The organism is Actinomyces dentalis DSM 19115, from assembly GCF_000429225.1.
Classification (GTDB): Bacteria; Actinomycetota; Actinomycetes; order Actinomycetales; family Actinomycetaceae; genus Actinomyces; species Actinomyces dentalis.
The window spans coordinates 36,767-63,544 of the sequence record NZ_AUBL01000016.1; the positions used below are offsets into that span (position 1 = coordinate 36,767).

Annotated in this window: 26 protein-coding genes; 6 read left to right on the forward strand and 20 right to left on the reverse strand. The window is 74.7% G+C overall.

The features are described 5' to 3' along the window. Window positions 1–154: 154 nt before the first annotated feature. The 5 genes from G446_RS0105400 to rpsB all read right to left on the reverse strand — a co-directional run bounded on the left by G446_RS0105400 (window position 155) and on the right by rpsB (window position 4,528). Complete coding sequence (locus tag G446_RS0105400) at window positions 155–1,108, reverse strand: phosphatidate cytidylyltransferase (RefSeq protein WP_026409382.1); 954 nt, start codon at window positions 1,106–1,108, stop codon at window positions 155–157. A 56-nt stretch (window positions 1,109–1,164) separates the two neighbouring features. Next, complete coding sequence (gene frr, locus G446_RS0105405) at window positions 1,165–1,722, reverse strand: ribosome recycling factor (protein ID WP_026409383.1); 558 nt, start codon at window positions 1,720–1,722, stop codon at window positions 1,165–1,167. A gap of 48 nt (window positions 1,723–1,770) precedes the next feature. Then, the gene (gene pyrH / locus G446_RS0105410) at window positions 1,771–2,517 is read right to left on the reverse strand and encodes a UMP kinase (protein WP_026409384.1); all 747 of its coding nucleotides are present in this window, start codon (window positions 2,515–2,517) and stop codon (window positions 1,771–1,773) included. 280 nt (window positions 2,518–2,797) lie between these two features. Beyond that, the gene (gene tsf / locus G446_RS0105415) at window positions 2,798–3,637 is read right to left on the reverse strand and encodes a translation elongation factor Ts (RefSeq protein WP_026409385.1); all 840 of its coding nucleotides are present in this window, start codon (window positions 3,635–3,637) and stop codon (window positions 2,798–2,800) included. Between the two features lie 54 nt (window positions 3,638–3,691). Further along, complete coding sequence (rpsB, locus tag G446_RS0105420; protein WP_026409386.1) at window positions 3,692–4,528, reverse strand: 30S ribosomal protein S2; 837 nt, start codon at window positions 4,526–4,528, stop codon at window positions 3,692–3,694. A gap of 1,154 nt (window positions 4,529–5,682) precedes the next feature. Between rpsB and G446_RS20565 the strand changes: the two genes are divergently transcribed. After that, complete coding sequence (locus G446_RS20565; RefSeq protein WP_211228250.1) at window positions 5,683–6,339, forward strand: M23 family metallopeptidase; 657 nt, start codon at window positions 5,683–5,685, stop codon at window positions 6,337–6,339. A 413-nt stretch (window positions 6,340–6,752) separates the two neighbouring features. On the opposite strand, the gene G446_RS0105430 is transcribed toward G446_RS20565, so the two are convergent. The 13 genes from G446_RS0105430 to rpsP all read right to left on the reverse strand — a co-directional run bounded on the left by G446_RS0105430 (window position 6,753) and on the right by rpsP (window position 19,149). Continuing rightward, window positions 6,753–7,748, reverse strand: a complete 996-nt coding sequence (locus tag G446_RS0105430) for a tyrosine recombinase XerC (protein WP_026409388.1) — start codon at window positions 7,746–7,748, stop codon at window positions 6,753–6,755. Further along, window positions 7,745–9,016, reverse strand: a complete 1,272-nt coding sequence (locus tag G446_RS16145) for a DNA-processing protein DprA (protein ID WP_051285684.1) — start codon at window positions 9,014–9,016, stop codon at window positions 7,745–7,747. The genes G446_RS0105430 and G446_RS16145 overlap by 4 nt, the downstream gene beginning before the upstream one ends. A 155-nt stretch (window positions 9,017–9,171) precedes the next feature. Then, complete coding sequence (locus tag G446_RS0105445) at window positions 9,172–10,743, reverse strand: YifB family Mg chelatase-like AAA ATPase (RefSeq protein ID WP_026409389.1); 1,572 nt, start codon at window positions 10,741–10,743, stop codon at window positions 9,172–9,174. Continuing rightward, a complete protein-coding gene (locus G446_RS0105450; protein ID WP_084779020.1) occupies window positions 10,740–11,231 on the reverse strand; it encodes a YraN family protein in 492 nt (163 codons plus the stop codon). Before G446_RS0105450 ends, G446_RS0105445 begins: the two co-directional genes overlap by 4 nt. Before the next feature lie 220 nt (window positions 11,232–11,451). Continuing rightward, window positions 11,452–11,757, reverse strand: coding sequence for a DUF2469 domain-containing protein (locus tag G446_RS0105455; protein WP_026409391.1), 306 nt, complete (start codon window positions 11,755–11,757; stop codon window positions 11,452–11,454). 62 nt (window positions 11,758–11,819) lie between these two features. Further along, window positions 11,820–12,554 (reverse strand): ribonuclease HII, encoded by a 735-nt coding sequence (locus G446_RS0105460; protein WP_026409392.1) that lies wholly within the window; start codon window positions 12,552–12,554, stop codon window positions 11,820–11,822. Beyond that, entirely contained in the window at window positions 12,551–14,806 is a 2,256-nt protein-coding gene (gene lepB, locus G446_RS20570; protein WP_051285679.1) for a signal peptidase I, read from the reverse strand. The genes G446_RS0105460 and lepB (G446_RS20570) overlap by 4 nt, the downstream gene beginning before the upstream one ends. A gap of 132 nt (window positions 14,807–14,938) precedes the next feature. Then, window positions 14,939–15,289 (reverse strand): 50S ribosomal protein L19, encoded by a 351-nt coding sequence (gene rplS, locus G446_RS0105470; protein ID WP_026409393.1) that lies wholly within the window; start codon window positions 15,287–15,289, stop codon window positions 14,939–14,941. Window positions 15,290–15,507: 218 nt separating this feature from the next. After that, window positions 15,508–16,287 (reverse strand): signal peptidase I, encoded by a 780-nt coding sequence (gene lepB, locus G446_RS16155; protein ID WP_051285680.1) that lies wholly within the window; start codon window positions 16,285–16,287, stop codon window positions 15,508–15,510. Next, window positions 16,277–17,731 (reverse strand): tRNA (guanosine(37)-N1)-methyltransferase TrmD, encoded by a 1,455-nt coding sequence (gene trmD, locus G446_RS0105480; RefSeq protein ID WP_034469306.1) that lies wholly within the window; start codon window positions 17,729–17,731, stop codon window positions 16,277–16,279. Before trmD ends, lepB (G446_RS16155) begins: the two co-directional genes overlap by 11 nt. Window positions 17,732–17,763: 32 nt before the next feature. After that, window positions 17,764–18,306, reverse strand: a complete 543-nt coding sequence (gene rimM, locus G446_RS0105485) for a ribosome maturation factor RimM (RefSeq protein WP_026409395.1) — start codon at window positions 18,304–18,306, stop codon at window positions 17,764–17,766. A gap of 149 nt (window positions 18,307–18,455) precedes the next feature. After that, on the reverse strand, window positions 18,456–18,692 hold the full coding sequence (locus tag G446_RS0105490) for an RNA-binding protein (RefSeq protein ID WP_026409396.1): 237 nt from the start codon (window positions 18,690–18,692) through the stop codon (window positions 18,456–18,458). Between the two features lies 1 nt (window position 18,693). Further along, entirely contained in the window at window positions 18,694–19,149 is a 456-nt protein-coding gene (rpsP, locus tag G446_RS0105495) for a 30S ribosomal protein S16 (protein ID WP_026409397.1), read from the reverse strand. Window positions 19,150–19,501: 352 nt separating this feature from the next. Between rpsP and G446_RS0105500 the strand changes: the two genes are divergently transcribed. The 5 genes from G446_RS0105500 to G446_RS0105520 all read left to right on the forward strand — a co-directional run bounded on the left by G446_RS0105500 (window position 19,502) and on the right by G446_RS0105520 (window position 24,933). Beyond that, entirely contained in the window at window positions 19,502–21,055 is a 1,554-nt protein-coding gene (locus tag G446_RS0105500; RefSeq protein WP_156916529.1) for a hypothetical protein, read from the forward strand. A gap of 91 nt (window positions 21,056–21,146) precedes the next feature. Continuing rightward, window positions 21,147–22,121 carry an ABC transporter ATP-binding protein gene (locus G446_RS21610; protein ID WP_026409399.1) on the forward strand — a complete coding sequence of 325 codons (975 nt, stop codon included), beginning with the start codon at window positions 21,147–21,149 and terminating at the stop codon, window positions 22,119–22,121. A gap of 87 nt (window positions 22,122–22,208) precedes the next feature. Beyond that, on the forward strand, window positions 22,209–23,141 hold the full coding sequence (locus G446_RS16160; protein WP_245574596.1) for an ABC transporter: 933 nt from the start codon (window positions 22,209–22,211) through the stop codon (window positions 23,139–23,141). Between the two features lie 17 nt (window positions 23,142–23,158). Next, on the forward strand, window positions 23,159–24,322 hold the full coding sequence (locus G446_RS16165; protein ID WP_245574597.1) for a sensor histidine kinase: 1,164 nt from the start codon (window positions 23,159–23,161) through the stop codon (window positions 24,320–24,322). Then, window positions 24,319–24,933, forward strand: a complete 615-nt coding sequence (locus G446_RS0105520; RefSeq protein WP_026409401.1) for a response regulator transcription factor — start codon at window positions 24,319–24,321, stop codon at window positions 24,931–24,933. Before G446_RS16165 ends, G446_RS0105520 begins: the two co-directional genes overlap by 4 nt. 13 nt (window positions 24,934–24,946) lie before the next feature. Here the strand turns inward: G446_RS0105520 and G446_RS0105525 are convergent, their stop codons facing one another. Both G446_RS0105525 and G446_RS0105530 read right to left on the reverse strand, forming a co-directional pair. Continuing rightward, complete coding sequence (locus G446_RS0105525; RefSeq protein WP_026409402.1) at window positions 24,947–25,534, reverse strand: DUF4276 family protein; 588 nt, start codon at window positions 25,532–25,534, stop codon at window positions 24,947–24,949. Beyond that, the gene (locus G446_RS0105530) at window positions 25,531–26,712 is read right to left on the reverse strand and encodes an AAA family ATPase (protein ID WP_026409403.1); all 1,182 of its coding nucleotides are present in this window, start codon (window positions 26,710–26,712) and stop codon (window positions 25,531–25,533) included. Before G446_RS0105530 ends, G446_RS0105525 begins: the two co-directional genes overlap by 4 nt. Between the last annotated feature and the right edge of the window lie 66 nt (window positions 26,713–26,778).

Genomic DNA, 26,778 nt, shown 5'->3' on the forward strand with positions numbered 1-26,778 from the left:
CGGGACGCGCGGCGATGCGCATTCACCGAGAGTACCGCCCGGAGCGGATCGGCGCCGCAGCAGGCGGCCCTGGCGGGTTCTTCCGCCCGCGGGCGGGATGCGGGACGCCGGCCCGCGCCCCGCGCGAGTGGGCGGCCCCGGCCCCACCGCCCTTTTACAGCATAATGAGGCTGAAAACGTAGACGACGGGCGCGGCCACGAGAATGGAGTCGAGGCGGTCCATGAGGCCGCCGTGGCCCGGCAGGAGCGTGCCCATGTCCTTCAGGCCGAGGTCGCGTTTGAGCAACGATTCACCCAGATCCCCCAGGGTGGACACGATGACGACGACGATTCCCAGCAGCGCCCCGGCCGGTATGCACGCCGCCGTCCGCCCGCCGAGCGCCCACACGCAGCCCGCGCCGGTGAGAATGGCCGCCACCATGGAGCCGGCGAATCCCTCCCAGGACTTCTTCGGGGACACGCTCGGCGCCATGGGGTGCTTGCCGAAGATGATGCCCGCGAGCCAGCCGCCCGTGTCATTGGCCACGGGCAGGGCGATGAGCATGACGACCTTGCCGACCCCGTGGTCCTGCGCCACGAGCAGCACCGCGAAGCCGGCGAGGAAGGGCAGGTAGGTGGCGGCGAAGACGGCCGCCGAGGCGGTGACGGAGCGGGAGCGGCGCACCTCGTCGTGGATATTGGTCCGCGGGACGTCGTCGTGCTCGGCGGACTCCAGCGCGGTGCCGGTCTCCGCCTCGGCCTGGTCCATGAAGCTCCACAGCGCGCAGGCCCCCGCGGTGGCGATGTAGGCGCCGAAGGCGGACTCCGCGCCCACCGTCCAGGCGGACACGGCGATGCCGAGCGCGCCCAGCCACAGGGGCGCCAGCGGCAGGCGGATGCCCTTGCGGGCGAAGGCGCCGGCCAGCTCCCACAGGGCCCCCCACACGGCCACGACCACCACGCCGACGAAGGCGACCTTGTTGAACATGAGGGAGGCCAGGATGGCCCCCACGAGGATCACGGCGACCCCGATCGCGGCGGGCAGGTTGCGCCCCGCGCGCCCGGTGGCGGGCAGGGGGGCGTGGTTGCGGGTGGGCGGCGGGGACAGCAGCGCGGTGAACGGGCTCACGGGTCTTTCAGCGGGTGGGCGGGCGGCGGTGCGGCGGAGGGCGGGCCGGGAGGGCCTCAGACCTCCATCAGCTCCGACTCCTTGGCGGACAGGGCGGTGTCGATGGCCTCGACGAAGCGCCTGGTGAGGGCGTCGAGCTCGGTCTCGGCGCGCTTGACGTCGTCCTCGCCGGCCTCGCCCGCCCTCTTGATGGCCTCGAGCTCCTTCTTGGACCTGCCGCGGATGCCGCGCACCTGCACGCGGGACTCCTCGGCGCGCGACCTGGCGAGCTTGACGTAGTCGCGACGGCGCTCCTCGGTCAGGGCGGGCAGGGTCACCCGGATGATCGTGCCGTCGTCGGTGGGGTTGACGCCCAGGTCGGACTCGCGGATGGCGGTGGTGATGGCCTTCATGGCGCTGCGGTCGTAGGGGCTGACGATGACGGTGCGGGCCTCGGGGATGGTGATGCCCGCCAGCTGCTGGAGGGGCGTGGGGGCGCCGTAGTAGTCGACAAGGATCGGGTTGAACATGGAGGGGTTGGCGCGGCCGGTGCGGATGGAGGCGAGCTCGCGCTTGGAGGCCTCCAGGGCCTGCTCCATCTTCTCCTCGGCCTCGAGCATGACGTCGTCGATCATAGTGGTTCGGCTCCTTGCCTTGATGGTGCGGTGTGGTGGCGGATGCGCTCAGACGGCGGTGACCAGAGTGCCAATCTTCTCACCGAGGAGGGCACGGGTGATGTTACCGGGCTCGCCCATGCCGAACACGCGCATTGTCAGACCGTTGTCGCGGCACAGGGCGAAGGCGGAGGCGTCGACGACCTTGAGCCCCTCGGCCAGGGCCCGGGCGTAGGTCAGGTGGTCCAGCCGTTCGGCCTCGGGGTCGGTGCGCGGGTCGGCGGTGTAGACGCCGTCGACGCCGTTCTTGCCCACGAGGAGCTCGTCGCAGTGCGTCTCCAGCGCCCGCTGGGCCGAGACCGTGTCGGTGGAGAAGTAGGGCAGGCCCGCGCCGGCGCCGAAGATGACCACGCGGCCCTTCTCCAGGTGCCGGATGGCGCGCAGCGGCACGTAGGGCTCGGCGACCTGCGTCATGGCGATGGCGGACTGGACGCGCGCGGGCACCCCGGCCTTCTCGATGAAGTCCTGCAGGGCCAGGGCGTTCATGACGGTGCCGAGCATGCCCATGTAGTCGGCGCGGGCCCGGTCCAGGCCGCGCTCGGACAGCTCGGCGCCGCGGAAGAAGTTGCCGCCGCCCACGACGACCGCCACCTGCACGCCCTGGCGGACGGCCCGGGCGATCTGGCGGGCGGCGTCGGCCACGACGTCGGGGGCCAGGCCGACGGCGCCGCCGCCGAACACCTCGCCGGAGAGCTTGAGCAGAATGCGACGGGGGCGTCCCGAGGGGGTGGCGGTGTCCTGCGGCTGTGCGGTCATACAAGGCTCTCCTCGCTCGTCGGCGCGCGTCGGCTGCCGGCGCGCCGGCGCGCGCCTTGGCAGAGGGTACAGCACGGGACCGGGGGGCGGCCCGGCCCCGTCCGCGCGGCACGGACCGCCCGTGGACGCGGCCCGACGCGCGAGAACGTCACTTGACCCGCGAGAACGTACCTCTAGCAGACGTGCTCGCGGGTCAAGTGACGTGCTCGCGGGTCAAGCGGCGATCTCGCGGACCGGGGCCGGCGCGTGGGCCGGACCGGCGGCGGTCCCGGACGGCGGCTCAGGCGCCGACGCGGAAGCGCAGGAAGCCGGTGATCGTGCCGCCAGCGGCCTTGATGACCTTGCCGACGGTGGTCTTCGGGTCCTTGGCGTAGGGCTGGTCGACCAGGCAGTTCTCCTTGAAGAAGCCGTTCAGGCGGCCCTCGACGATCCTGGGGATGGCCTTCTCGGGCTTGCCCTCGGCGCGCGTGGTCTCCTCGGCGATGGAGCGCTCCTTGGCGATCGTCTCGGCGGGGACGTCCTCGCGGCTGAGGTAGAGCGGGGAGTAGGCCGCGGTGTGCATGGCGATGTCGTGGGCGACCCCGGCGCCGGCGGCGTCGGTGCCGATGAGGACCGCGACCTGCGCCGGCAGGTCAGGGCTGGTGCGGTGCAGGTAGATCTCGACCTTCGGGGCGGCCAGGCGGCCGACGCGGCGCACGACGATCTTCTCGCCGATGACGGCCTGCATGGAGTCGGTCAGGTCCTTGACGGTGGTGCCGTCGACGTCGGCCTCGGCGAGGGCCTCGACGGTCTCGGCCCCGGAGGCGACGGCGGCGGCCAGGACCCGGTCGGCGAAGTCGAGGAACTTCTCGTTCTTGGCCACGAAGTCGGTCTCGGCGTTGATCTCGACCACGACGCCGACCTGGCCGTCGGCGGCGTCGACGACCCTGGCGGCGACGAGGCCGGCGGAGGCGCTGCGCCCCTCGCGCTTGGCGATGCCCTTCAGGCCCTTGACGCGGATGATCTCAGTGGCCTTCTCGACGTCGCCGTCGGCCTCGTCGAGGGCCTTCTTGACGTCGAGCATGCCGGCGCCGGTCTTCTCGCGCAGCGCCTTGATGTCGGCGGTGGTGTAGTTCGCCATGGATGTCCTCCCTTGAAAGCTGTGTTGAACGTGGGCGTGCGGTTGGCGGGCGGCTCAGGCCCGCTCGGCGGCCTCGGCCGGGGCGGCCTGGGTCGAAGCGGCCTCCTCGGCGCCGGCGAGGAGGGCGGCCTCCCACTCGGGCAGCGGCTCGGCGTCGGCGGTGCCCGCCTCGGCCTCCTCGCCCGTGCGGCGCAGGCCAGCGGAGCGGGCCACGAGTCCGTCGGCGACGGCGTCGGCCACGACGCGGGTCAGCAGCGTCACGGCGCGGATGGCGTCGTCGTTGCCGGGCACGCCGTAGGTGACCTCATCGGGGTCGCAGTTGGTGTCCAGGATCGCAATGACCGGGATGCCCAGCTTCTGGGCCTCGGAGACCGCCAGGTGCTCCTTCTTCGTGTCCACGACCCACAGGGCCGCGGGCAGCTTGGACATGTCGCGGATGCCGCCGAGGGTCTTGACCAGCTTGTCCTTCTCGCGGCGCATCATGAGCAGCTCCTTCTTGGTGCGCCCGGAGCCGGCCACGTCGTCGAAGTCGATCTGCTCGAGCTCCTTCATGCGGTCCAGACGGGCGTGCACGGTGGAGAAGTTGGTGAGCATGCCGCCCAGCCAGCGCTGGCTGACGTAGGGCATGCCCACGCGCTGGGCCTGCTCGGCCACGGCGGCCTGGGCCTGCTTCTTGGTGCCGACGAACAGGATGTTGCCGCCGCGGGCGACGGTCTCCTTGACGAAGTCGTAGGCGGTGTTGATGCCGGAGACGGTCTGGTTGAGGTCGATGACGTAGATGCCATTGCGCTCGGTGAGGATGAATCGCTTCATCTTCGGGTTCCAGCGGCGGGTCTGGTGGCCGAAGTGAACGCCGGACTCCAGGAGCTGACGCATGGTGACAGTGGCCATGACGGTCCTTCCGTGCGCGTGCGGAGGTCGCCTCACGCGCGCTTCTCTCGGGGGGCGGGCGCCGGGTCCGACGCCGCCCCGAAGGGTGGTTCCTCCCCTGCCGCCGACCCGGCCGGGCGGCGGCTCCGCCTCGCGGAAGGCGGGTGGGGCCTGGTGCCCGCGACGCCCGACCGCCCTCCGCCCGCTGGGGCGGGAGGGACCTCGGCCGTGGCGCCCGAAAGGACGGCCCGGCGCCCCGTGGCGGAGGGCCCCGCCCGGGCCGCGGGTGCGGACACGCGAAGTCAGCCGCCGACCGCCGACCCGGGACAACCGGCTCGACCCACAGGCGACTGCGTGCGCGACGGTATCACACGGGACGGATCTTCCGGCGTCCCGGCGGGGGAATCCGGGGTCCGGGGCCGTGTCGCGCGCATCACCCCGCCTCCCTCCGCCGCTCCCCCCGCCTCCCCGGCCCCGGAAGGTTATTCAGTGGGCTCATGGCGTTGCTCTTCTTGGACCACTTGCGTGCGGTTGAAACTGCCCGCTCGAGTGCGAAGTGCACGTCTCGGCGTCCGGGGCGCGGCGGCGGGCGCCGCGGTCCGCGAGATCGTCGGGTAACCCGCGAGAACGTCGGGTAACCGCCGAGATCGTCACTTAACCCGCGAGCACGTCTGCCAGAGTGACGTGCTCGCGGGTTAAGTGACGATCTCGCGGGCCGGCCGCGTCACGACATGCGAGACGCCGTCCCACCATGCGAGATGCACTATCGGGGCGAAGCGGGGACGGGGCGCCGGAATCGCCCCGCCGCCGCCCGGGCCGCCCACGCTCGGGCCGCCCCCGCCTGGGCCGTCCCCGACGACCGCACCGGCCGATTCCGCCGCGCCCGACCCCCCGACGCGCCCGGGGGTGACCAGACGCCCTCACAGCCACGCAGACGGCCCTACCCGACCCCCCGACGCGCCCGGAGGCGACCCGAGCGGGCCGTCACGGCCGACCCTCACGCCCCACGCCTTCAAAACCACCCCTGAACAACCTTCCCGGTCCCGGCCCGTGCGCGGCGGGCGCGCGGCGCGGGGCGGCGCCCCGGGCTCCACAGCCGACGGCGGCGACGGGGCCGTCCACAGGGCTCGCGCGACCGGGGTGCGCGGCCCGCCGCCCCGCCCCAGCCTGGAGTCATGAGCGCAGCCTCCCCCTCCCCCGTCCCGAACGGGTCCCGGCGCGCACCGCGCTCCCCCGTCCCGCGCGCATCCCGGCGCACGGCGCGGGGCGCCCCGCGCCGACTCGTCGCGGTCGCGGCCGCCCTGGCGCTGTGCGCCCGCCTCCCGGCGACGGCCCCCGCGAGCGCCCTCGGCGCCGCGGGATCGCCGGGCGCGGTCGAGGCCCCGTCCGCGGCGCCCGCCGCCGACCGGCGCGCGCCGCGCTCGGCCTACACCTGGCCCACGGGCGGGCCCGCCGCGGTCCTGGAGGGCTTCGACCCGCCGGCCGTGGTGTGGGGCTCCGGCCACCGGGGCGTCGACCTGGCCCTGGCGGCGGGCTCGCCCGTCCTGGCCGCCGGCGACGGCACGGTGGTCTTCGCCGGGATGGTGGCGGGTCGGCCCGTGGTCTCGATCGACCACGCCGGCGGGATCCGCACCACCTACGAGCCGGTCGAGGCGGTCGTGAGCGCCGGGGAGGCGGTCGGGCGCGGCCAGGTCATCGGCACGCTGGTGGCGGGGCACCGCTCCGACGGCGTGGACGCCCTGCACTGGGGGGCGCGCACGGGCCCGAAGACCTACATCAATCCCCTGCGGCTGCTCGATCCCCCGATCATCCGCCTCAAGCCGGTTCAGTAGGGCCGGGCGGGGCGCCGCCCCGACCGTCCGGTGCCCCTGCCGCGGTCCGGGCCCGGTCGATGAAGGTTCGAGCGCGGTCGGGGCCTCCAGCACCCTCGCCGTCGTGGTCCGGGGCGTCGGCGGGGCGGAAAAAGGTGGCCGGCGCGTGACTTTCGGGTGCGCGGCGGCTCCTGCGCGTCCGAGCAATGGCGTCATTGCGCCACTTCGGGACGGGAGGAGTGTGGGACCGAGGGCGAAAGATATGCGCTGGCCACCTTTTTGAACCGCCGGGCCGCCCGTCACCGGCCGGCCCGCACCCACGGCGGGATGGATGGGGCGAACGGGACGGGTGTGACGACAACCTCGCGCGCGACGGCGTCCGCCGGGCCGCCCGCGCCCACGGCGGGGCGGACGGGCCCGCCGGGGCTCGGCGCTCAGGCCCGGGGGAAGGCCCGGGCGTAAACGGCGCGCAGGCGGTCGGTGGAGACGTGGGTGTAGCGCTGGGTGGTGGCCAGCGAGGCGTGGCCCAGCAGCTCCTGGATGACGCGCAGGTCCGCCCCGCCGCTCAGGACGTGGGTGGCCGCCGAGTGGCGCAGCCCGTGCGGGCCGAGGTCGGGCACGCCCGCGTCCGCCGCGGCCCGGTGGACGACGCCCCTCACGATGCGCGGGTCGATGCGCCCGCCGCGAGCCCCGAGGAAGAGGGCGTCCGCCGAGGCGCCCGAGGTCAGGCGGGGGCGCACGGCCAGCCACCCGTCCAGCGCCCGGGCCGCGGGCGCCCCGTAGGGCACCATGCGTTCCTTGTCGCCCTTGCCGATGACGCGCACCGTGCGCTGGGAGGCGTCGACGTCGCCCAGGTCCAGGCCGCACAGCTCCGCCACGCGCGCGCCCGTGGCGTAGAGCATCTCCAGGATCGCCAGGTCGCGGCGGGCGAGGGCGCCGGCCGCGCCGGGCCTCGCGGCGCGCCGGGTCGGGGGCGGCGCCGCGCGGTCGGCCCGCTCGGCCTGCTCGGCGCGCTGCGCGGCGGCGGCCAGCAGGTCGCGGGCCTGCTCGACGGTCAGGACGGCGGGCAGGCGGTTGTCCACGCGCGGGGAGTACAGGCGCAGGGCGACGTCGCGCCTGAGCAGCCCGGAGCGGAAGGCCCATGTGGAGAAGGTGCGCATGGCGGCGCTGCGCCGGGCCAGGGTGGCGCGGGCGTGCCCGGAGGCGGCCAGGGCGGCGAGCCAGGCGCGCAGGTCGGCCAGGGTCAGGCCGCGCAGGACGGGCCCCACGGGCGCCGACTCGTCCGGGTCGACGCCCAGGAAGCCGAGCAGATCCTCCAGGTCCCCGGCGTAGGCGCGCACCGTGTGCTCGGACAGGCCCCGCCGGAGGCTCAGGTGCCTCGTCCAGGCGTCGAGGAGCTCGCCTCGGGTCTCGGGCCGGTCCTGGTTCACGCATCCAGGTTAGACGCCCGGCGGTCCGATGCCCGCGCGCGGCGCCAGGACTCGCCCTCGCGCCCGACCCGCCCGGCCAGCTCGAGCAGGCCGAGGGCGGAGACGACCTCCCGCTCGCTCAGTCCGGCGACCCGGGCCAGGGCGGCGGCGCCGGTGGCGCCGCGCGCGGGCATGGCGTCCAGGACCGCCGCGGGCAGCTCGTCCAGCCCGTCGAGCAGTCCGCCGCCGCGCTCCTCGGCCCGGCGGGCCTTGAGGGCGTCGGGGTCGCTGGCGCCCAGGGGCCCGATGAGCTCCAGGACCTCGTCGGCGTCGGTGACGCACACGGCGCCCTCGCGCAGGAGCCGGTGGCATCCGGCCGAGGCCATGGAGGTCACCGGGCCGGGCACCGCGCCCAGCTCCCGTCCCAGGTCGCGGGCGTGGCGGGCGGTGGACAGGGCCCCGGAGCGCCAGGCGGCCTCGACGACGACGGTCCCCCCGGTCATGGCGGCGATGAGCCGGTTGCGCGACAGGAAGCGGTGGCGCCCGGGCTGGCAGCCCGGGGGGACCTCGGCGACGAGGGCCCCGGTGGTCACGATCTCCTCCAGGACCCCGGCGTTGCCCGCCGGGTAGAGGCGGTCGACGCCCCCGGCGGACACCGACAGGGTCCTGCCGCCCTGCTGGGCGCCGCGGTGGGCGGCGGCGTCGATGCCGTAGGCGCCCCCCGACACGATGAGGACGCCGCGGGCGGCGAGCTCGCGCCCCAGGTCCCGGGCGACGCCCTCCCCGTAGGCGGTCGAGGCCCGCGAGCCCACGAGCGCGACCGCCAGGCCGGCGCCGGGTCCGGCGGGGACGCGGTCCTGGCGGCCGGGCGGGGGCCGGCCTCCCCCGGGCTCCGGCTCGCCGCGGAGGGCCAGCAGCGCGGGGTCGCCGCGCACCCACAGGCAGAAGGGCGGCTGCTCGAGCTCGTCCAGGCCCGGGGGCCACCACGGGTCCCCGGGGATGACGAGGCTCCCGCCCAGGCGCTCGAGGGTCTCGAGCTCGCGGCGCAGGTCGAGGCCCTCCAGGCGCGGCGTCCACCGGGCGACGGCGCCCGCCCAGGCCGCTGCGGCCCGGGCGGGGTCGTGTCCGGTGGGCAGGGGCGGGTCGAGCGCGGCCGGGGGCGCGCCGTCGGCCCTGCGCGCCTGCTCCAGGACCCAGTCGAGCGCGGCGACCGGACCGAGTCCCGCCACGAGGGCGGCGGCGGCCTTGTCGGCGGGCTCGGCGAGCCGCGACCAGGTGACGCGGGCCATGACCGGGTCGCGGTGGTCGTAGGGGAGGGCGCCCGGCGCCGGGCGCGGGTCCGCTCCGCCCGCTCCCCCGGGCCGCGAGGCGGGGTCGGGGTCGACGGCGGTCGCAATGGGGTCGGCGGCCGGGCCGGCGGCGTCGGCAGTGGCGGCAGTGGCGGTCATGGGCGGGCTCCTCTCGTGCGCAGGGCCAGGGCGGTGCCCAGGTGGGTCGGGTCGGGGGCGGCGGCTCCGGCCAGATCCGCCAGGGTCCACGCCAGGCGCAGGACCCGGTCCACGCCGCGCAGGCTCAGATCGCCCCGGTCGAGCGCCCCCATGAGGCGGCGCACCAGGGCGGGGTCGGTGCCCGAGGCCTCGGAGCGGATCCACGAGCCGGGCACCTGGCTCATGAGACTCCACGGGGTGGACTCCAGGCGCCTGGCGGCGCGGCGGCGGGCGGACGCCACCCGGGCGGCGACCGTCCGGCTGCTCTCCCCCGGGACGGCGCGGGACAGCTCGACGGCGCTGACGGCCCCGACCTCGACCTGGATGTCGACCCGGTCCAGGAGCGGGCCCGACAGCCGGGAGAAGTAGCGGCGCCGCTGCAGGGAGGTGCAGGTGCATCCCTTGCCGTGCCCCGTGGCCCTCCCGCAGGGGCAGGGGTTGGCGGCCAGGACGAGCTGGAAGGCAGCCGGGTAGGTCGCCCGCCCGCCGGCCCGGTCGATGGTCACCTCGCCGGACTCCAGTGGCTGGCGCAGGCAGTCCAGGACGCCGGAGGGGAACTCGGGGGCCTCGTCGAGCAGGAGCACGCCGCGGTGGGCCAGGGACACGTCGCCGGGGCGGGGCATTCCGCTGCCCCCGCCGATGACGGCGGCCCGCGTGGCCGTGTGGTGGGGGCTGCGCAGCGGCGGAGTGGTCACCAGGCCCCGCTCGGCGTCGAGGAGGCCGGCCACCGAGTGGATGGAGGTGACCGTCACGGCGTCGGCGGGGCCCAGCGGCGGCAGGATCGAGGGCAGGCGCTCGGCGAGCATGGTCTTGCCGGCCCCGGGCGGGCCGACGAGCAGGATGTGGTGGCCCCCGGCGGCGGCGACCTCGAGGGCGTGTCGGGCCCCGGCCTGACCGACGACGTCGGCCAGGTCGGGCGCCGGCGCGCGGTCGGCCGACCCGGCCGGCTCGTGACGGCGCCGGCCCCGGGCCCCCTCCACGAGACCGGTGACGGCGGCGGGGACCTCGCCCCCCAGGGCGGCGATGAGCTCGCCCAGGTGGCTGACGGCCAGGATCCGCATGCCGGGCACGAGCCGGGCCTCGGCCTGCGCGTCGGCGGGGACGACGACCCGCTCGACGCCGGCGCGCGCCGCGGCGTGGACGGCGGGCAGGACGCCGCGCACCGGCCGGACGGAGGCGTCCAGGCCGAGTTCGCCGATGAAGACGGTGCCCGCCAGGGACGCCAGGGCGCGCCGCGGCAGCTCCCCGCGGGCGGCCAGGACCGCGAGCGCCATACTCACGTCGAAGCCGGTGCCCGTCTTGGGCAGGTCCGCCGGGGAGAGGTTGACGGTCAGGCGCCTCTCCCCCCAGGTGACGCCGCAGGTCGACAGGGCGGCCCGCACCCGCTCGCGCGACTCCCTCACGGCGGCGTCGGGCAGGCCAACGAGCGTGAAGGCCGGCAGGCCCGGGGCGCAGTGGGCCTCGACCTCGACGATGTGCCCCGTCAGGCCGGTGAGGGTGACGGCGAGGGTGCGCGCCAGCCCGCTCACAGTCCCACCCCCCGGTGGTGGCGCAGCACGGCGGGCAGGCCGGGGCGCAGCACGATGGACACGACGTCGATGCGCAGCCCGCAGTGGGCGACCTCGTGCGAGGCGGCCCAGGCGCAGGTCAGGGCGCGCAGCCGGGCGAGCTTGGCGGCGGTGACGGCCGCCGCGGGCGGGGCGGCGGGCGGTGCGGCGGGCCGGGACGCGCGGGTCTTGACCTCGACGCACACGAGGGCGGGGCCGGGCGCGCCGGTCGTCGGGTCGAGGGCGACCAGGTCGAGCTCGCCGCGCAGTCCCGCGCCCGGCCTCCAGTTGCGCTCGAGCACCCGCCAGCCGCAGTCGGCGAGGTAGCGCGCGGCGATCCGCTCGCCCAGGCGCCCCGTCTCCCGCCGGTGCTGCGCGGCGGACTCGCCCCGGCCGCCGGGCGGCCTCCCCGCGCCGGCGGGAGCCGCGGCCCCGGCCGAGCGCCCCCGCGCCGGGCGTGCTGGGCTCATGGCGATCACCTCCGCCACCAGGCTGCGCCTCGGGGCGCTCGCGGCCAAGGGGCGCCGTCGAGGGCTGTGGATCACCCCCTCACGGGGGCGGCCTGTGGTGCCCGGCGGGGCGCGCGGGACCGGGGAACCACCCTGGTGGACCCGCCCCGGCCGCCGGGCGGCCGTCCCGGCGCCGGCCGGGGGTCCCGCGCCGGCGGGCGCCGCGGCGCGGGAGGGGCGCTCAGGAGGGGATGTCCATCTCGGGCTTGGTCAGCTCCTCGACGTTGACGTCCTTGAAGGTGACCACGTGGACGGATTTGACGAAGCGGGAGGAGCGGTAGATGTCCCAGACCCAGGCGTCCTCAAGGGTGAGTTCGAAGAAGACCTCGCCGCCGTTGGTGCGCACCTGGACGTCGACGGCGTTGGCGAGGTAGAAGCGCCGTTCGGTCTCGACGACGTAGGAGAAGAGGGAGACGACGTCGCGGTACTCGCGGTACAGGTCGAGCTCCAGATCGTTCTCGTAGGCCTCAATGTCTTCAGCACTCACCGGCACATCATGCCCCGGCGCCGGTGGGCCGCGCATCCAGGTGCGCGGGGCGCGTCGGCGCCTCAGCCCGTGGCGAAGGCCCCGAGACCGGGCAGGCGCCAGGAGCGGCGGTGCTGGTCGCCGGCGCCCAGGCGTCTGAGCCCCGCCACATGGGCGGGGGTGGCGTACCCCTTGTTGGAGGCCCAGTCGTAGCCGGGATCCTCCAGGCCCGCCATGAGGGCGTCGCGCTCGACCTTGGCCAGCACGGAGGCCGCCGCGACGACGGCGCAGCGGGCGTCCGCCCCAACCTGCGTGCGCACCGGCGGGATCTCCGGCAGGGCCTGCCGCGGGGCGCTCGGCCCGGAGCCCGCCGGCCCGAGCGCCGTGAGCAGATCCTCATCGGGGCGGCTGAGCCAGTCGGCGGATCCGTCGAGGATGACGATCCCGGGGGCGTGCCCGCGCTCGCCGACCCGGGCCAGCGCCCGCGCGCCCGCCAGGCGCAGGGCGCCGACGATGCCCAGGGCGTCGATCTCCGCCGGCTGGGCGTGGGCGACGACGCTGTCGACCAGCCAGGCGCGGCAGGGTTCGACGAGCGCCTCGCGGCGGGCGGGGGACAGCTGCTTGGAGTCGGCCAGCCCCCGGGGGAAGGCGTCGGGGGTGGCAGCGCCGACGATGGCCAGGCCCACGCTCACGGGCCCGGCCAGGGCGCCGCGCCCCACCTCGTCCATGCCGCCGACCAGGGCGTGGGAGGCCAGGAGCTCGGCCTCGGTCCGCCGGTCGGGCCGGAGGCGCGTGCGCGGGCGCCGGGCCGGGCTCACGCGCCGTCCTCCGGGGCGGGGGCGGCCGGCGCGGGGGCCCGGCCGGGCTCGGGGACGTCCTTGAAGGCCTCGTGGCCGTCGCCCAGGCCGCGCCAGTGGCCGATGGGCCACACCACGACCTTGGCGACGCCGGCGACGTCGTCGATGGGCACGAAGCCGCCGTGGGCGTCGTCCTGGTGGTAGCGCGAGTCGGCCGAGTTGGAGCGGTTGTCCCCCATGACCCAGACGAAGCCCTCGGGCACGACGACGTCGAAGGCCACTTCGGAGGGGGAGGTCCCGTTCTTGAGGTAGGTCTCGTCCAGGGGCGCGCCGTTGACGGTGAGGGAGCCCCGGCCGTCGGCGACGATGTGGTCCCCGGCCACGCCGATGACCCGCTTGATGAGGTAGTGGCCGGTGTTCTCGGGCAGGAGGTGGATGAGGATGAGGGTGTCGCGGATGACGCCGCGCAGGCCGGTGGGGTCCTCGACGTCGAGCCAGTGGTCGGGGTCGGTGAAGACGACGACGTCGCCGCGTTCGAGGTCCTGGGCGTCGTACATGGTCACGGCCACCTCGTCGCCGACCTCCAGGGTGTTCTCCATGGAGCCGGAGGGGATCTCGAACCACTGGATGACGAAGGTCTTGAACAGGGCCGTGAGCGCGACGACGATGACGACGACGAGAATCGTCGAGCGGTGCGGGATCCACCGGCGGCGACGACGGGGCGATGATCCGGACCTCGCCCTCGCCCGTCGTGAGCGGCGCGGCGGCGGGTAGGAGGGGGGGAGGTCGGCCTTGGCGGCGGGCAGGTCGACCGGGGCGGCGTCGGGCGTCTCCGCCGCCCGCAGGGTCGTGACGTCCGGGGCCTGCCCGGCCTCGGCGGCCTCCTCGGCCTCCCCGACATCCCCGGGCTCCCCGGCCTCCCCGCCGGTCTCCGGTATCTCCTGCGCGGGTCCGGCGCCCCGCGAGTCCCGTCCATCGGCCTCCGACGCCCCGGACACGTCCGCGACGCGCGGGGCCGCCGCGGGCGAGGCGGTGTCCCATGGGGCCGCCGAGGGCCCCTCGACGGCCCGCGGGACCTCCTCGCCGGACTCCCCGAGACCCTCCGGCGAGCCCTCAACGGCATCCTCGGCGGCGTCCCGCGGGTCCGCCGCGGGCTCCTCTTCAACGGACTCCTCGAGACCATCAGACGGCCGCTCTTCGGCCTCCGGGGCCTCCGGAGGGGAGGCAGCCTCGACGACGACCGGGAACTCCTCGGTCCTGTCGGGAACGACCCCGACCGCCCCGGCCTCCGGCGCGGACACGGCGCCCCGCGAGTCCCCCGACCCGGCATCGTGCGGCTCCCCCTCGTCGGCCTCGAGGCCCTCCGACGAGCCCTCGTCGGCCTCCGGCGCCTCCACGGCGGCGTCCGGCGCCTCCACGGCGGCGTCCGGCGCCTCCACAGGCTCCTCGACGGCGTTCTCCTCGGCGTCCGGCGCCTCCGCGGGCTCCTCGACGGCCCGCGGGACATCCTCGCCGTCGGCCTCCTCGAGACCCTCCGGCGGCTCCGCGGGCTCCGAGACCTCCGGAGGGGAGGCCGCCTCGACGACCGGGAACTCCTCGGTCCTGTCGGGAACGACCCCGACCGCCCCGGCCTCCGGCGCCTCCTGCGCGGGCTCGTCAGCGGCCTGCGGGATCTCCGCGGACTCCTCGACGACCCGCGTCTCGTCGGCGGCCTCCGGCATCTCCTGCGCGGGCTCCTCCCGAACGGCCTCCTGGGGACCGTCGAACGGCCCCTCGACGGCGTCCCCGCCGGGCTCCGGATCCTCCGCGCCCCCGCCGGCGTCGCGCGGATCCTCCTCAGCGGCCCCCGAGCCCTCAGCGGCCTCCGAGTCCTCCGCAGCCTCCGGACCCTCCTCAGCGGCCCCCGAGCCCTCGACGGCCTCCGGATCCTCCGCGGGCTCGTCGTCGGCCCGCGGGGCCAGCTCCTCGCCGTCATCCTCGATCACCACGATCGGGATCTCCTCGGTGATGGCGCCCAGGGTCCGGGCCCATCCGGCGGCGATCTCCGGGAAGACCGCGGTCCTGCCGGCGGATCGCGGGGGATCCTGCCCGGCCGTGTCCGGCTCCGGTTCCTCCCCGGTCCTCCCGCCGGCCTTTAAAGGCCCCTCCTCGACGGCCGGGGGCGCCTCCTCGTCGGCCCTCCCGGGCTCCGGGACCCCGGGCCCGCCCTTCTTCTCGGTGACGGCGGCGAGGCGATCGCGGTCGGTCCCGGCCTCATCCCTGGTGGGCTCCATGGTTGCTACCTCTCAGCGGTATCCCGGAAGCGGCGCCCCGGCGGAGGGGCGGTGGTTATGAGACGCCGCCCGGAGCCCGGAGTGGGCCTCGGGCGACGCCGATGAGCTGGAAGGAACGGGCGGCGGGGACGCTCAGTCCTCGCGGAGCTCCTTGATCTTGGCGGCCTTGCCGTGCAGGTTGCGCAGGTAGTACAGCTTGGCGCGGCGCACGTCGCCGCGGGTGACGACCTCGATCCTGTCGATGGAGGGCGTGTGGACCGGGAAGGTGCGCTCGACGCCGATGCCGAAGGAGATCTTGCGGACGGTGAAGGTCTCCGAGACGCCGCCGCCCTGGCGGGCGATGACGACGCCCTGGAAGACCTGGATGCGGGAGCGGGTGCCCTCGACGACCTTGACGTGCACCTTGAGGGTGTCGCCGGGGCGGAAGGCCGGGATGTCGTCGCGCAGCGACGCGGCGTTGATCTCGTCGATCAGGTTGCTCATGAGTTGTCTCCACGCTCGTGCCACTGGTCAGGGGCGCTGGGTAGGCGGCGCCGCGGGCGGGATTTGGACCCGCGCGGGGACACCGGGTTCGGTCGCCCGCGGGTCCTGCGCGTGGAGCGCCCCCCCAGTGGCAGAGGCGTCCCGAGGCCCGAGAGCGGGCCCAGTCTGCCACAGCCCCCGCCCGGCTTGCGAGACGGCGATGTGGGACGTGCGCGACCTCACGCCGGGTCGGGAACCGCCGCGAAGGCCTCGCGCCCCTCGCTCAGTCCGCTCCACCGGGACAGTGGCCACACGATCTGCTTGGCGACCCCGATGACGTCATCGATGGGCACGAAGCCGCCGTGGGCGTCGTCCTGGTGGTAGCGCGAGTCGGAGGAGTTGGAGCGGTTGTCCCCCATGACCCAGACGAAGCCCCGGGGCACGACGACGTCGAAGGCCATCTCGGAGGCGGAGCGGCCCGGTTTGAGATACGTCTCGTTCACGGGGACCCCGTTGACGGTGAGGGAGCCCCGGCCGTCGGCGACGATGTGGTCCCCGGCCACGCCGATGACCCGCTTGATGAGGTGGTGGCCGGGGTTGGCGGGCAGGATCCTCAGGGCGACCAGGGCGTCCTGGATGATCTTGTGCAGGCCGGTCGGCTCGGTGACGGTCAGCCAGTTGTCCGGGTCGTTGAAGACGACGATGTCCCCGCGCCTGATCTCGTCGACGTCGTACATGGTCACGGCCACGCGGTCGCCCTCGGCGAGGGTGTCCTCCATCGAGCTCGACGGGATGACGAAGGTCTGGACGACCGTGCTGCGTATGACGATGACGATGACCAGGACCAGGAGGAAGGCGCCGAGGTTGCCGATCAGCGGGTGCAGGCGCCGGCGGCGAGCGGGCTCCGCGGCGTCGCCGGTCGCGCCCTCGGCGGGCTCGGGGGGCGGGACGGCGCCGTTGTCCGCCCGGTGTCTCGCGGCGGTGCTCCTGCGGGCGTCCGTGGGGGACTCAGTGCTCACCGGCGGCCTCCTGGGGGTTGAGGACCATGACGATATCGCGGCAGGTGCGCCCGCCGACGTCGTAGGTGCGCGATCCCGCCCCGGCGAAGCCGGAGCGCCGGTAGGCCCTCCGGGCGCGGCGGTTGGCGTCGTTCGTGCCCAGCCACAGGGCGGTCACGCCCCGGGCGGCGGCGTCGCGCACGGCCTCGGCCAGCAGGGCGGCGGCCGTGCCGGAGCCGCGCAGGCGCGCGTCGACGTAGACCTTGGACAGTTCGGCGGCCAGTCCGGCCCCGCCGTCGGGGGCGGCCGGGACCCTCACGCCGTCGGGGCGGGGATCCAGGCCGGGGGGCGGCGCACCGCCGTCGCCGGGCTCGATGAGCACGGCGCTGTAGCCGATGAGCTCGCCGGATGCGACCCGTCCGCCCCGGGTCGCGGTGTCCCGGCCGAGCGCGGCGACCGTCAGGACGACGCGGGGGTCGGCCAGCCAGTCGGCGAAGCGCGCGGGGGTCAGGTGGGCGGCCACGTGCTCGGCGATCTGCTCGGCCGTGAGGAGGGGCGGGCAGGCGTCCGGGAAGGTGCGCGCGGCCAGGTCCGCCAGCTCCGCCAGGTCGGCCGCGGCGGCGGGGCGGACCACCAGCTCGACGGGGCCCGCGGCGCCGGCGGGCACGGCCCACCCGCCCCGGGCCAGGGCGGCCCGGTCGGCGGCGTCGAGGTCGTCGGGGCGCAGGCGCGCGATCATGTCGGGGCGGCGCGCGATGGTGCGGGCGATGGCCCGGTCGCGGCGCAGGCGGGCGATGCGGGCGTGGTCGCCGCTGAGCAGCTCCGGCCGGGCGCGGGACACGTCCAGGCCGCGCCAGGCGACGGGGCGCGTGTAGACCTCCTGCTCCAGCAGGCCGGACGCGCCGTGGGACTCCTCGACGACGGAGTCGGGGTTGCCCAGCACGCCCGGGCGCAGGCGCGCGATCGCCTCGATCATGACCAGGGCGGCGGCCTCGCCGCCGCTGAGGACGTAGTCGCCTATGGACAGCTCGGCCACCTCCACGCCGGCGGCCCGGTAGTGCTCGGCGACCCGGGCGTCGATGCCCTCGTAGCGCCCGCAGGCGAAGACGATGTGGTCGGCGCGGGCCAGGTCCTCGGCGGTGCGCTGGGTGAAGACCCCGCCGGAGGGCGTGGGCACGACCAGGACCCGGCGTCCGCGGGCCGCGGCGGATTCGCGGGCGGCGGCCGCGTCGGCGGGCAGGGAGAGAACCTCGTCGAGCGCCTCGCCCCACACGTCCGGCTTCATCACCATGCCGGCGCCCCCGCCCAGCGGGGTGTCGTCGACGGTGCGGTGGCGGTCGCGGGTCCAGCCGCGCAGGTCGTGCACGCGCAGGTCGATGAGCCCCTCCCCCGCCGCCCGGCCGATGAGGGACAGGTCCAGGGCCCGCAGGTAGTCGGGGAAGATGGTGATCACGTCCAGCCGCAGGGGCGCGCCGACGGCGTCGGGGGCGGCGGCGCTCACGGCAGGGCCCCCTCGGCCGCGCCGAGCCCCGGGAAGAGCCCGCCGGGCGGATCGAGGGTGACGGTGCCGGCCTCGACGTCGACCTCGGGGACGAGGGCGGCGACGAAGGGCACGGCCACGTCCCGGCCGGAGCCGGTGCGCACGACGATGCGGTCCTGGGCGACCCCCCGCTCCAGGTCGACCACCTCGCCGAGGGTCTCGGCGGCGCCGTCGGGCAGCCGCCGCACGGCCCGCAGGCCGATGAGCTCATGGGCGTACCAGGCGTCGTCCTCGGCGTCCTCGTCGTCGGTCTCCACCAGCAGGCGAACCCCGCGCAGGGCCTCGGCGGCGGTGCGGTCGCCGGCCTCGGCGAAGACGGCGAACCAGCGGGAGCCGTCGAAGCGCAGGCGGGTCACGGTCAGGGGCCCGGCGTCGGCCGGAGCGGTGGGCAGGGCGGTGCCCGGGGCCAGACGGCCCTCGGGGTCGTCGGTGCGGATATCGAGGCGGACCTCGCCCTTGAGGGCGCGGGCGGAGCCGATGACGGCGACGGTCAGGAGCACGGGCCCAAACCTACCGCGTGGTCGCGCCGTCGCCGGGCCCGGGACGCGTGCGCTGCCCCACCCGGGCCGGTCCTCCTCGGACGCGGCGCCGCCCGACCCCGGGAGGGGCCGGGCGGCGCGGTCCGGTACGGGTTCGTCGGCGGGGCGCGTCAGCGCCGGTCGGTGTCGACGACGTCGACGCGCACCGGCGCGTCGGCCAGGGCCCCGACGACCGTGCGCAGGGCGCGGGCGGTGCGGCCCGAGCGGCCGATGACGCGGCCCAGGTCCTCGGGGTTGACCCGCACCTCCAGCAGGTCGCCGCGGCGCAGCGACCGGGAGGTGACGGTGACGTCGTCGGGGTGGTCGACGATGCCCCGCACGAGGTGCTCGAGCGCGTCGGCCAGCATGTCAGGCCTCCTCGGCGGGGGCCTCGCCGCCCTCGGCGGCCGGGGCCTCGGCGGCCTCGGCGGCCTCCTTGTCCGCCGCGGCCTTGGCGGCGGCGGCCTTGTGCTTCTCGGCGTCGTCGGCGGCGGCCCTGACGGCGGCCTCCTTGAGCGCCGCGGCGGCCTGCTCGTCCTTGACCTTCAGCTTGCCCTCCGGGATCGGCAGCCCCTTGAAGGCGTGGTAGTCGCCGGTGATCTTGAGCAGGTTGAACACGGTGTTGGAGGGCTGGGCGCCGACTCCGAGCCAGTACTGCGCGCGCTCGGAGTCGATGCGGATGAGCGAGGGCTCCTGCATCGGGTCGTACACGCCGATCTCCTCGATGACACGGCCGTCGCGCTTCTTGCGCCCGTCGACGACGACGACGCGGTAGAAGGGCGCGAACTTCTTGCCCATGCGCTTGAGGCGAATCTTGACTGCCACTTGGTTGAACTCCTGGTTCTGGATGGTTTGGCGCGCGCCGGCCCCCGGTGAGGGGCGAAGCAGCGGTTTCCGGCGTGAGCCGAGACGCGGGCGGAGGAGGGAGAGGGGCCTGCCGCCGCCTGAGTACAGCCGGTCATTGTGCCAGAGCCCCGTGCGGGCCCGCCAGCGTTGACGGGGCGCTGCGGCGCCGCGGCGCTGCGAGATCGCCCACAGCCCCGCCCCGCCCTCCCCTCGCCGAGGTCGGCGGAGAAGTCGCGCGGGACCGGCGGGAAGCGCTGCGGATGCGAATGATCCGGGGTCGGCGCCGGAACGGGTCTGGACGCGGCGGGCGGGTCGGGCGGAGGCTAGGAGTGTGAAGCGTCTCTTCCCCGGCATCCGTCCCCCCGGCGCGCCGACCTCCATCCGCCCGCCGACGTCGACCTCCATCCGCCCGCCGAAGCAGGGCTCCTACACGAGTCCGCCTCGGCCGGGGCGCGTACGGCGCTCCGACCGCAGCAGAACTCCCGGCCAGCGCCGCCCCCGCGCGTCCCGCACGCCCCGCACGCCCCGCGGATCGCGCGGCTCGGGCGTCGCCGTGGTCGTCCTGGTCCTGATCGTCGCGGTGCTGGTCGCAGCGCTGCCCGACCTCGTCGAGGACCTGTCGCGCCCCCGGGTCGCCGTCGGCCCGACCTTCCCGGCCCGCACCATCGCGGCCCGGCGCACGCCGTCGCCGTCGCCCACCCCGTCCGATCGGCCCGCGTACGCGGGCTCCTGGCAGGAGGCCTGGAGCCTGGACGACCCGGTCCTGGTCGGCACGAGCACCAGCCGCCGCGAGGCGCTCCTGTACGCCTGGGGCGACTACTTCGTCGTGGCCCACCGGCTCGGCAGCGGCTCCGACTCCCGCGCCAGCGTGACGGGGTACCGGCTCGGGGCCGCCGACCCGGAGCGGGCCTGGACCATCACCATGGACGGATTCACCGAGCATCCCAAGGAGAGCACGCCCTGGGGCTCCAAGCTCATCATGGGAGGGAAGCTGGTCGACGTTGCCACGGGGGAGGCGTCCGACGCGCCCTGGGAGCGGGCCTCCCCGAGGCTCGTCTTCAACAACCTCGCGATCGTGTGCGCCGGCTCGGGCGACTGGTGCGCCGGGTGGGACTGGAACGACGGCGACCCGGTTGAGAGATGGCGGCGGGGATCCATGGAGAGGAACTGGTACTTCCCGACGGCGCGGGTCGTCGGCGACGACGCCACGGGCCACGTCCGGATCGAGGAGCGCCCCAGGAGCAGGAGATCCGGTTCGTCGACATCCGGCCCGTCGGCATCCGGCTTCCTCTCCCTGGCCGACGGCTCCATCCACAATTCCTCCAATTCCTCCTCCTCGAAGACCGATCAGACGACCTACATCCCCGCCGCGGACGGCTGGCTCCGCCGGTCCAAGAACGCATCGGGCTTCGAGATGCTCAGTCCCGACGGCACCCCCGCGGGCGCCGTCAAACCGGCGACGACGGACGACGAGTACCTCGTCCTCCTGTCGCCGACGGGGCCGCCGACCCTGGACGAGTACCGCCGCGCCTACGAGCTGGGCGACACCGGCTGGGCGACGACGGCCCTGACCTCATCGCGCGACGGGAGGTCGAGGCCGCAGCTCCTCAACGGCCGGCCCCTGGCGAACAGGACCCCCTCCACCCCGCGCGTGCCCACCGTCTTCGAGGACAACCGCGCGCTCCTGAGCCCGGACGGGCGCACCCTGCTCGTGACGCGGAGTTCCCCCGACATCCCGGTCGTCGCCGTCGATCTGACGACGAGCACCGCCACCGACCTGCCCCCCGAGGTCACCGACGGCGACCACGTCAGGGTCACCATCCGCGCGGACCTCATCATCGCCGTCGTCGGCACGAGGATCGTGGGCTACGCCCCGACCGGGTGACCGGCGGGCCGGGAGGCGCCTGACACCTGTCATACGGAAGCGGTGACGGGTCTCAGTACCGGGCCTCGGCGGGCGGGCCGATCCTTGAGCCATGAGCACCACAGCACCGGCCCCCCTCCCCGTCAGGGCCCGCCCCGCCAGGACCCCCGCCGTCGAGGTCAGGGGCCTGACCAAGACCTTCGGCCCCGTCACCGCCGTCGACCGCCTCGACCTCACGGTGGCCTCCGGCGAGGTCGTCGCCTTCCTCGGCCCCAACGGGGCCGGCAAGTCCACGACCCTCGACGTCCTCCTCGGCTTCACCCGGCCCGACGCCGGCACCGCCGCCGTCCTGGGCGTCGAGCCCCGGGAGGCGGTGCGGGCCGGGCGCGTGGGCGCGGTCCTCCAGTCCGGGGGGATCCTGCCCTCCTACACGGTCCGCCAGACCCTCGACATCATCGCCTCCCTCCAGCTGCGCGCCCCCGACGTCGAGGCCATCATCGACCAGACCGACCTGCGCGGAATCCTGCGGCGGCGGGTCGCCCGCTGCTCCGGCGGGGAGGTCCAGCGCATCCGCCTGGCGATGGCCCTGATGGCCCAGCCCGAGCTGCTGATCCTGGACGAGCCGACCACCGGCCTGGACCCCAACGCCCGCGCCGCCTTCTGGGCCACCATGCGCGCCCAGACGGCGGCGGGCCGCTCCATCCTCTTCGCCACCCACTACCTGCAGGAGGCCGCCGACTTCGCCGACCGCATCGTCATCATCGACCGCGGCCGCCTGGTCGCCTCCGGCTCGGTGGACGAGGTGCGCGCCATGGGCGAGGGCACCACGGTGAGCGCGACCTGGCCGGGGCTGAGCGGCCAGGCCCGGCTGCGCGCGGCCCTGGCCCCCGTGTCCGACTCCCTGCTGGCGGTGGAGGTCCACGGCGAGCACCTGGAGGTGCGCACCACCGCCCCCGACGACGTCGCCCGCCTCCTGCTGACCACCACCCCGGCCGCCCACCTGGGCATCGCGGCGCTCAGCCTGGAGGAGATCTTCGCCGAGCTCGTCGGCGAGGAGCACGACGGCGCCCCCGCCCGCGCCGCCTGAGCCGGCCGCTCCCCCGGCCGCCCCCCGCCCGCCGGACCGCCGGCCCGGCGCCCCCGTCCACCCGTCACCAGAATCGAGGAACCAGCCATGACCACCGCCGCCTTCGCCGCTCGCGGCAATGCCCGCCCCACCCGGACCGCACGCCCCGCTCCCGCGGCCCGTCCCGCCGGCGACCCCGGGCGCCCCGCTCCCGCGGCCCGCCCCGCCGGCGACCGCAGCCGCACCGCCCCGGCCGGGCGCCGCCCGCGCCCGTGGGTCTACACGCGCATCGACGCCCTGACCACCCTGATCCGCCCCGACATGCTCTTCTTCACCCTCATCATGCCGCTGGGCATGTACTTGTTCTGGGGCGCCATGCAGGACTTCTCCGCCCACGACGCCGGCCGGGGCAACGTCGCCTCCACGATCATGATCAATATGTCGGTCTTCTCCGTGGCCATCGCCGCCACCTGCACGGCCGCCGGCGCCGCCGTCGAGCAGGCCGGCGGGTGGGGCCGCCAGATGGCGCTCACGGCGGGCGGCCTGCGCGCCTACGTCACCACCAAGCTGCTGACCGCCCTCATCGTCTCGGTCTTCCCGGTCACCGTCATCTTCATCGCCGGGGCCCTCACGGGCGCGCAGATGGACGCGCCCTGGGTGTGGGCCACCAGCTACGCCCTGGCCCTGCTGACCGCCGTCCCCTTCGCCTGCTACGGCCTGGCCATGGGGCTGTGGATCCCGGCGCAGGCGGCGGTCGGCATCGCGGGCGCCTCGATCAGCATCTTCGCCTTCCTCGGCAACCTGTTCATGCCGCTGAGCGGGAGCCTGTTCGACTTCGCCCACTTCACCCCCATGTACGGGGTCGGCAACCTGGCCCTGCGCGCCCTCCAGGGCGACGCCGTGGCCACCATGAGCGCCACCGGCGAGAACAGGATCGTCCACGAGGCCCTGTGGCTGCCCCTCACTAGTATCGCCGTGTGGACTCTCATCTTCGTCATCGCGTGCCTGGCCGCCCGGCGCCGGACGACGGCGCGGCACTGACCGGCGGGGAACCCGAGATGGGCATCATCTCCGCAGGACGCACGGCCGTCACCGCCCCGGTGGCGGCCGACGCCCGTCCCGGCCCCTGGTACCGGCGGATCGACTGGGCCGCGTCCTTCTGGATCGTCTTCCTCTTCATCCCCCTGGTCTTCCTGATCAGGACCGACATGCCGGGGCCGCTCAAGGCGCTGGGCATCGTGGGGATCGGCGTCTTCGCCTGCGTCTACATCTGGGCCGTGTCCACCATGGCGATCTGGCTGGAACTGCCGGATGGGGCCGGCGTCCTCGACCAGCTGCGGCCGGTGGCCGGCAGATTCGCGCTGCTGACGGGCGTCACCGCCGCCTCGGCCCCGGGCCTGAACTGGTGGTACGCGCTGACCTACCTGCCCTACTTCTGCGCGATCATCCTGTTCGCGACGAGGCTGCGCACCGGCCTGATCCTCTCCGGCTGCCTCACCGCCCTGACCGACCTCGTCGTCTTCGCTCTCGCCCCGACGACGGACATCAGATGGGCGGCCTTCGGATTCTCCCTGTCCACCGTCATCGTCGCGGTGTCCCGCATCGCGGCCGAGCTCAACGCCCGGCGCGAGGCGGAGAGGCGCAAGCTCGTCGTCGCCGCCGAGCGCGAGGAGATCGCCCGCAACGTCCACGACATCCTGGGCCATTCCCTGACCGTGCTCACCCTCAAGGCGGAGGTCGCCCACCGGCTCGTGCGCCGCGACCCCGGGGCCGCCGAGCGCGAGCTCGCCGAGATCGTCGAGATGTCCCGCTCGGCCCTGGCGGACGTGCGCGCCACCGTCTCCCGCCTGCGCGCCCCGGACCTGGCCGGGCAGATGGAGGCCTCCCGCACGGCCTTCGCCGCCGCCGACGTCGCCGCCGAGTTCTCGGGGCGGGCCTCCGACATCCCCCTGCCCCAGCGCGAACTGCTCGCCTGGGCCCTGCGGGAGGGGACGACGAACATCCTGCGGCACGCCGGGGCCGCCCGCGTCCGCGTGGACCTGACCCCCGGGCGGGTGCGCGTCCAGGACGACGGCGCGGGCGTCGTCGGGCGCCGCCTGGGCAACGGGCTGAGCGGCCTGCGCGAGCGCGTCGAGGCCGTGGGCGGCGCCCTCATCCTGACCAGTCCCGCCCCGGACGGCACCGACGCGCGCCCGGGCACCATCCTGGAGGTCACCCTGTGAGCGCTCCCATCCGCATCCTCATCGCCGACGACCAGGCCCTCGTCCGGGGGGCCCTGGCCACGCTGCTCGGACTGGAGCCGGACATCGACGTCGTCGCCCAGACGGGCAGCGGACGGGCGGTGGCGGCCCTGGCCCGGGAGCACGCCGTCGACGTCGCCCTGCTGGACATCGACATGCCGGACATGGACGGCCTGGCCGCCGCGGCGGCGCTGACCGCCTCGGGCGCGGCCTGCCGCAGCCTCATCGTCACGACCTTCGGGCGCCCCGGCTACCTCTCGCGCGCCCTGGAGGCCGGGGCCTCGGGATTCCTGGTCAAGGACACCCCGCCCCAGGAGCTGGCCGAGGCGATCCGCAAGATCGCGGCGGGGCTGCGCGTCATCGACCCGACCCTCGCCCAGGAGTCGGTGATCGTGGGGCCCAACCCGCTCACGGACCGGGAGAAGGACGTGCTGCGGCTGGCGGCGCGCGGCGCGGACGCCCGCGATATCGCCGACTGCCTGCACCTGGGCGCCGGGACGGTGCGCAACTACCTGTCCAGCGCGATCAGCAAGACGCACGCGCGCAACCGCACCGAGGCGGCCCGCACCGCCGAGACCAACGGCTGGCTGTGAGGCGGGGCGGACGTCAAATCGCACCGGCCCGTGCGAGTGCGGCCAGGAGATCGGCCTCGAACGCGGCGAAGGACGGGCTGCGCCCACGGGCTTGGGCAAGGTCCATAACGGCGGAGAAGCGCGCCTGGTGGAGGGTCTCCCTATACGATTCCGTCATCCGTGTCGCGAGGACTCCCTTGGCATCTCTTGGGCGCTCGGGTTCCCCGTCGAACACCGCGTCGCCACTGACGCCGCCATGCCCTCGAAGCGACTCGATGGCCGCCAAGAACCAAGCCTCGTACTCGCGTACGGCCACCGCGATGACCGTGGTTCCTCCGGCTCCGCGGCCAAGGATGCTCGTGATCTGCGCCTGCATCTCACCAGGATCATCGTCGTCGGCATCGAGAAGAACCAGCACTACACCATTATCACCAACGCGAATGCGCTGCATTCTGACTGCACCAACCAGCCTCCCATTCAGCATCTGGGTCCTGGGAAGGCGATATGGATGCTCCACATGAAGGTCGAACACCTCGTGAGCCTCGCAAATTCTTCGAATGAGGATCGGAAGAGCCCTGACTTCTCCGTGGCCCTCAACTACCGCACCCACTCGGACAGTCATCGGGATACGGCTTCCTCAGGTTCGGGCTGAAACTGATCGGCTCGCAGCAGCTCGCCCGCGGTGAAGAGCGACTCGTCGAATGCGAACCGGACCGCGGCATCGGGATGACCGACCTCGGTCGTCCCCCCGACCGATCGCACAGCGAACAGCTCACCGGGAAGGATCGTAGAAGAATCGAGAAGATCGGGACTGTGAGTCGTCAGCAGCACCTGACGATGCTCACTGGCGTCTCGGATCGCGTCCAGGAGGACGCCCGCGGCCGCCGGATGGAGCGCGATCTCGGGCTCCTCCACGCCGACGGGGCTCAGCGCCTCGCCCGTTCCGGCGAACAGCGCCACGAGCACGCCAAGGGCGCGCAGCGTCCCATCACTGACCGCGGAGGCCGGGAACGACCACGGACCGACCGACCCCGAGACGTCCTGCTGGAACTCCAGAGTCTCCCACCCGGACACCGCCGACGACCTGACCGACCTGATGCCGGGAACGATCGCACGCAGGTACTCCTCGACCCGCCGTTCAGTCTCCGGGCTTGAATGCCGCAACATCTCGAGGACTGAAGCGATATTGGATCCGTCGCGTCGGAGAGGATCTCCGGGGGTCGGCGCCTGAGGACGCCGCATGGCCTCCGGCGAGGGATTGAACACCTCCATGCCCGCGAGTCCGTCGTAGACGGGTCTGAATTCCTCGAGACCCGACAAGGCCACGAGAGCCAGACGGTCCACCGCCGTTCGCGGCAGGCGGCTTTCCGAGCTCCGAACGGCACGACCATTCCTCAACTCGTAGAAGTGGTCCTCGCCATCGGCGCCCTCGGGATCAGAGGAGGATATGCGGCACACCTCTCTCGCCACTCCGATCCCCCCGTCATCGGTCGTCCCGATTCTGACCTCATAAACTCCACTGAATTTCCCGGAAGAGAATTCCAGGGAGATGGTGAAATCGGTGGGGCTTCCGGCAGATCTGCGTCTTACCCCCGCGATGCCGCCCCGCTCGCTCACGGCCCTGGAAATATTCTCCTCGAGCGCCTGGCGGATGAACCTCAAAGAGTCCAGGATATTAGACTTGCCCGCCCCGTTCTGACCGACGAATATCGCCAGGGGCCCGAGCTCCAGATCGCAGGATCCGATACTGCGGTAGTTCTTCAGTCCGAGACGGCGCAGGGAGAAGGTGGCATCGGTCATGGAGCAAGGCTAGACCATGAAAGGAACCGATCCGACCCGCACGCGGCGGAATCCGGGGCGCGCCGG

Excerpts from the sequence above, each read along its gene's own strand:
- G446_RS20565 (WP_211228250.1), top strand. The coding sequence starts at position 5,683 with ATGAGCGCAGCCTCCCCCTCCCCCGTCCCGAACGGGTCCCGGCGCGCA.
- G446_RS0105450 (WP_084779020.1), bottom strand. The coding sequence starts at position 11,231 with ATGAGCCCAGCACGCCCGGCGCGGGGGCGCTCGGCCGGGGCCGCGGCT.
- G446_RS16160 (WP_245574596.1), top strand. The coding sequence starts at position 22,209 with ATGACCACCGCCGCCTTCGCCGCTCGCGGCAATGCCCGCCCCACCCGG.
- rplS (WP_026409393.1), bottom strand. The coding sequence starts at position 15,289 with ATGAGCAACCTGATCGACGAGATCAACGCCGCGTCGCTGCGCGACGAC.
- lepB (WP_051285679.1), bottom strand. The coding sequence starts at position 14,806 with ATGGAGCCCACCAGGGATGAGGCCGGGACCGACCGCGATCGCCTCGCC.
- pyrH (WP_026409384.1), bottom strand. The coding sequence starts at position 2,517 with ATGACCGCACAGCCGCAGGACACCGCCACCCCCTCGGGACGCCCCCGT.
- rpsB (WP_026409386.1), bottom strand. The coding sequence starts at position 4,528 with ATGGCCACTGTCACCATGCGTCAGCTCCTGGAGTCCGGCGTTCACTTC.
- tsf (WP_026409385.1), bottom strand. The coding sequence starts at position 3,637 with ATGGCGAACTACACCACCGCCGACATCAAGGCGCTGCGCGAGAAGACC.
- G446_RS0105525 (WP_026409402.1), bottom strand. The coding sequence starts at position 25,534 with ATGACTGTCCGAGTGGGTGCGGTAGTTGAGGGCCACGGAGAAGTCAGG.
- G446_RS0105490 (WP_026409396.1), bottom strand. The coding sequence starts at position 18,692 with ATGCTGGCCGACGCGCTCGAGCACCTCGTGCGGGGCATCGTCGACCAC.
- G446_RS16145 (WP_051285684.1), bottom strand. The coding sequence starts at position 9,016 with ATGGCCCGCGTCACCTGGTCGCGGCTCGCCGAGCCCGCCGACAAGGCC.
- G446_RS16165 (WP_245574597.1), top strand. The coding sequence starts at position 23,159 with ATGGGCATCATCTCCGCAGGACGCACGGCCGTCACCGCCCCGGTGGCG.
- G446_RS0105530 (WP_026409403.1), bottom strand. The coding sequence starts at position 26,712 with ATGACCGATGCCACCTTCTCCCTGCGCCGTCTCGGACTGAAGAACTAC.
- frr (WP_026409383.1), bottom strand. The coding sequence starts at position 1,722 with ATGATCGACGACGTCATGCTCGAGGCCGAGGAGAAGATGGAGCAGGCC.
- G446_RS21610 (WP_026409399.1), top strand. The coding sequence starts at position 21,147 with ATGAGCACCACAGCACCGGCCCCCCTCCCCGTCAGGGCCCGCCCCGCC.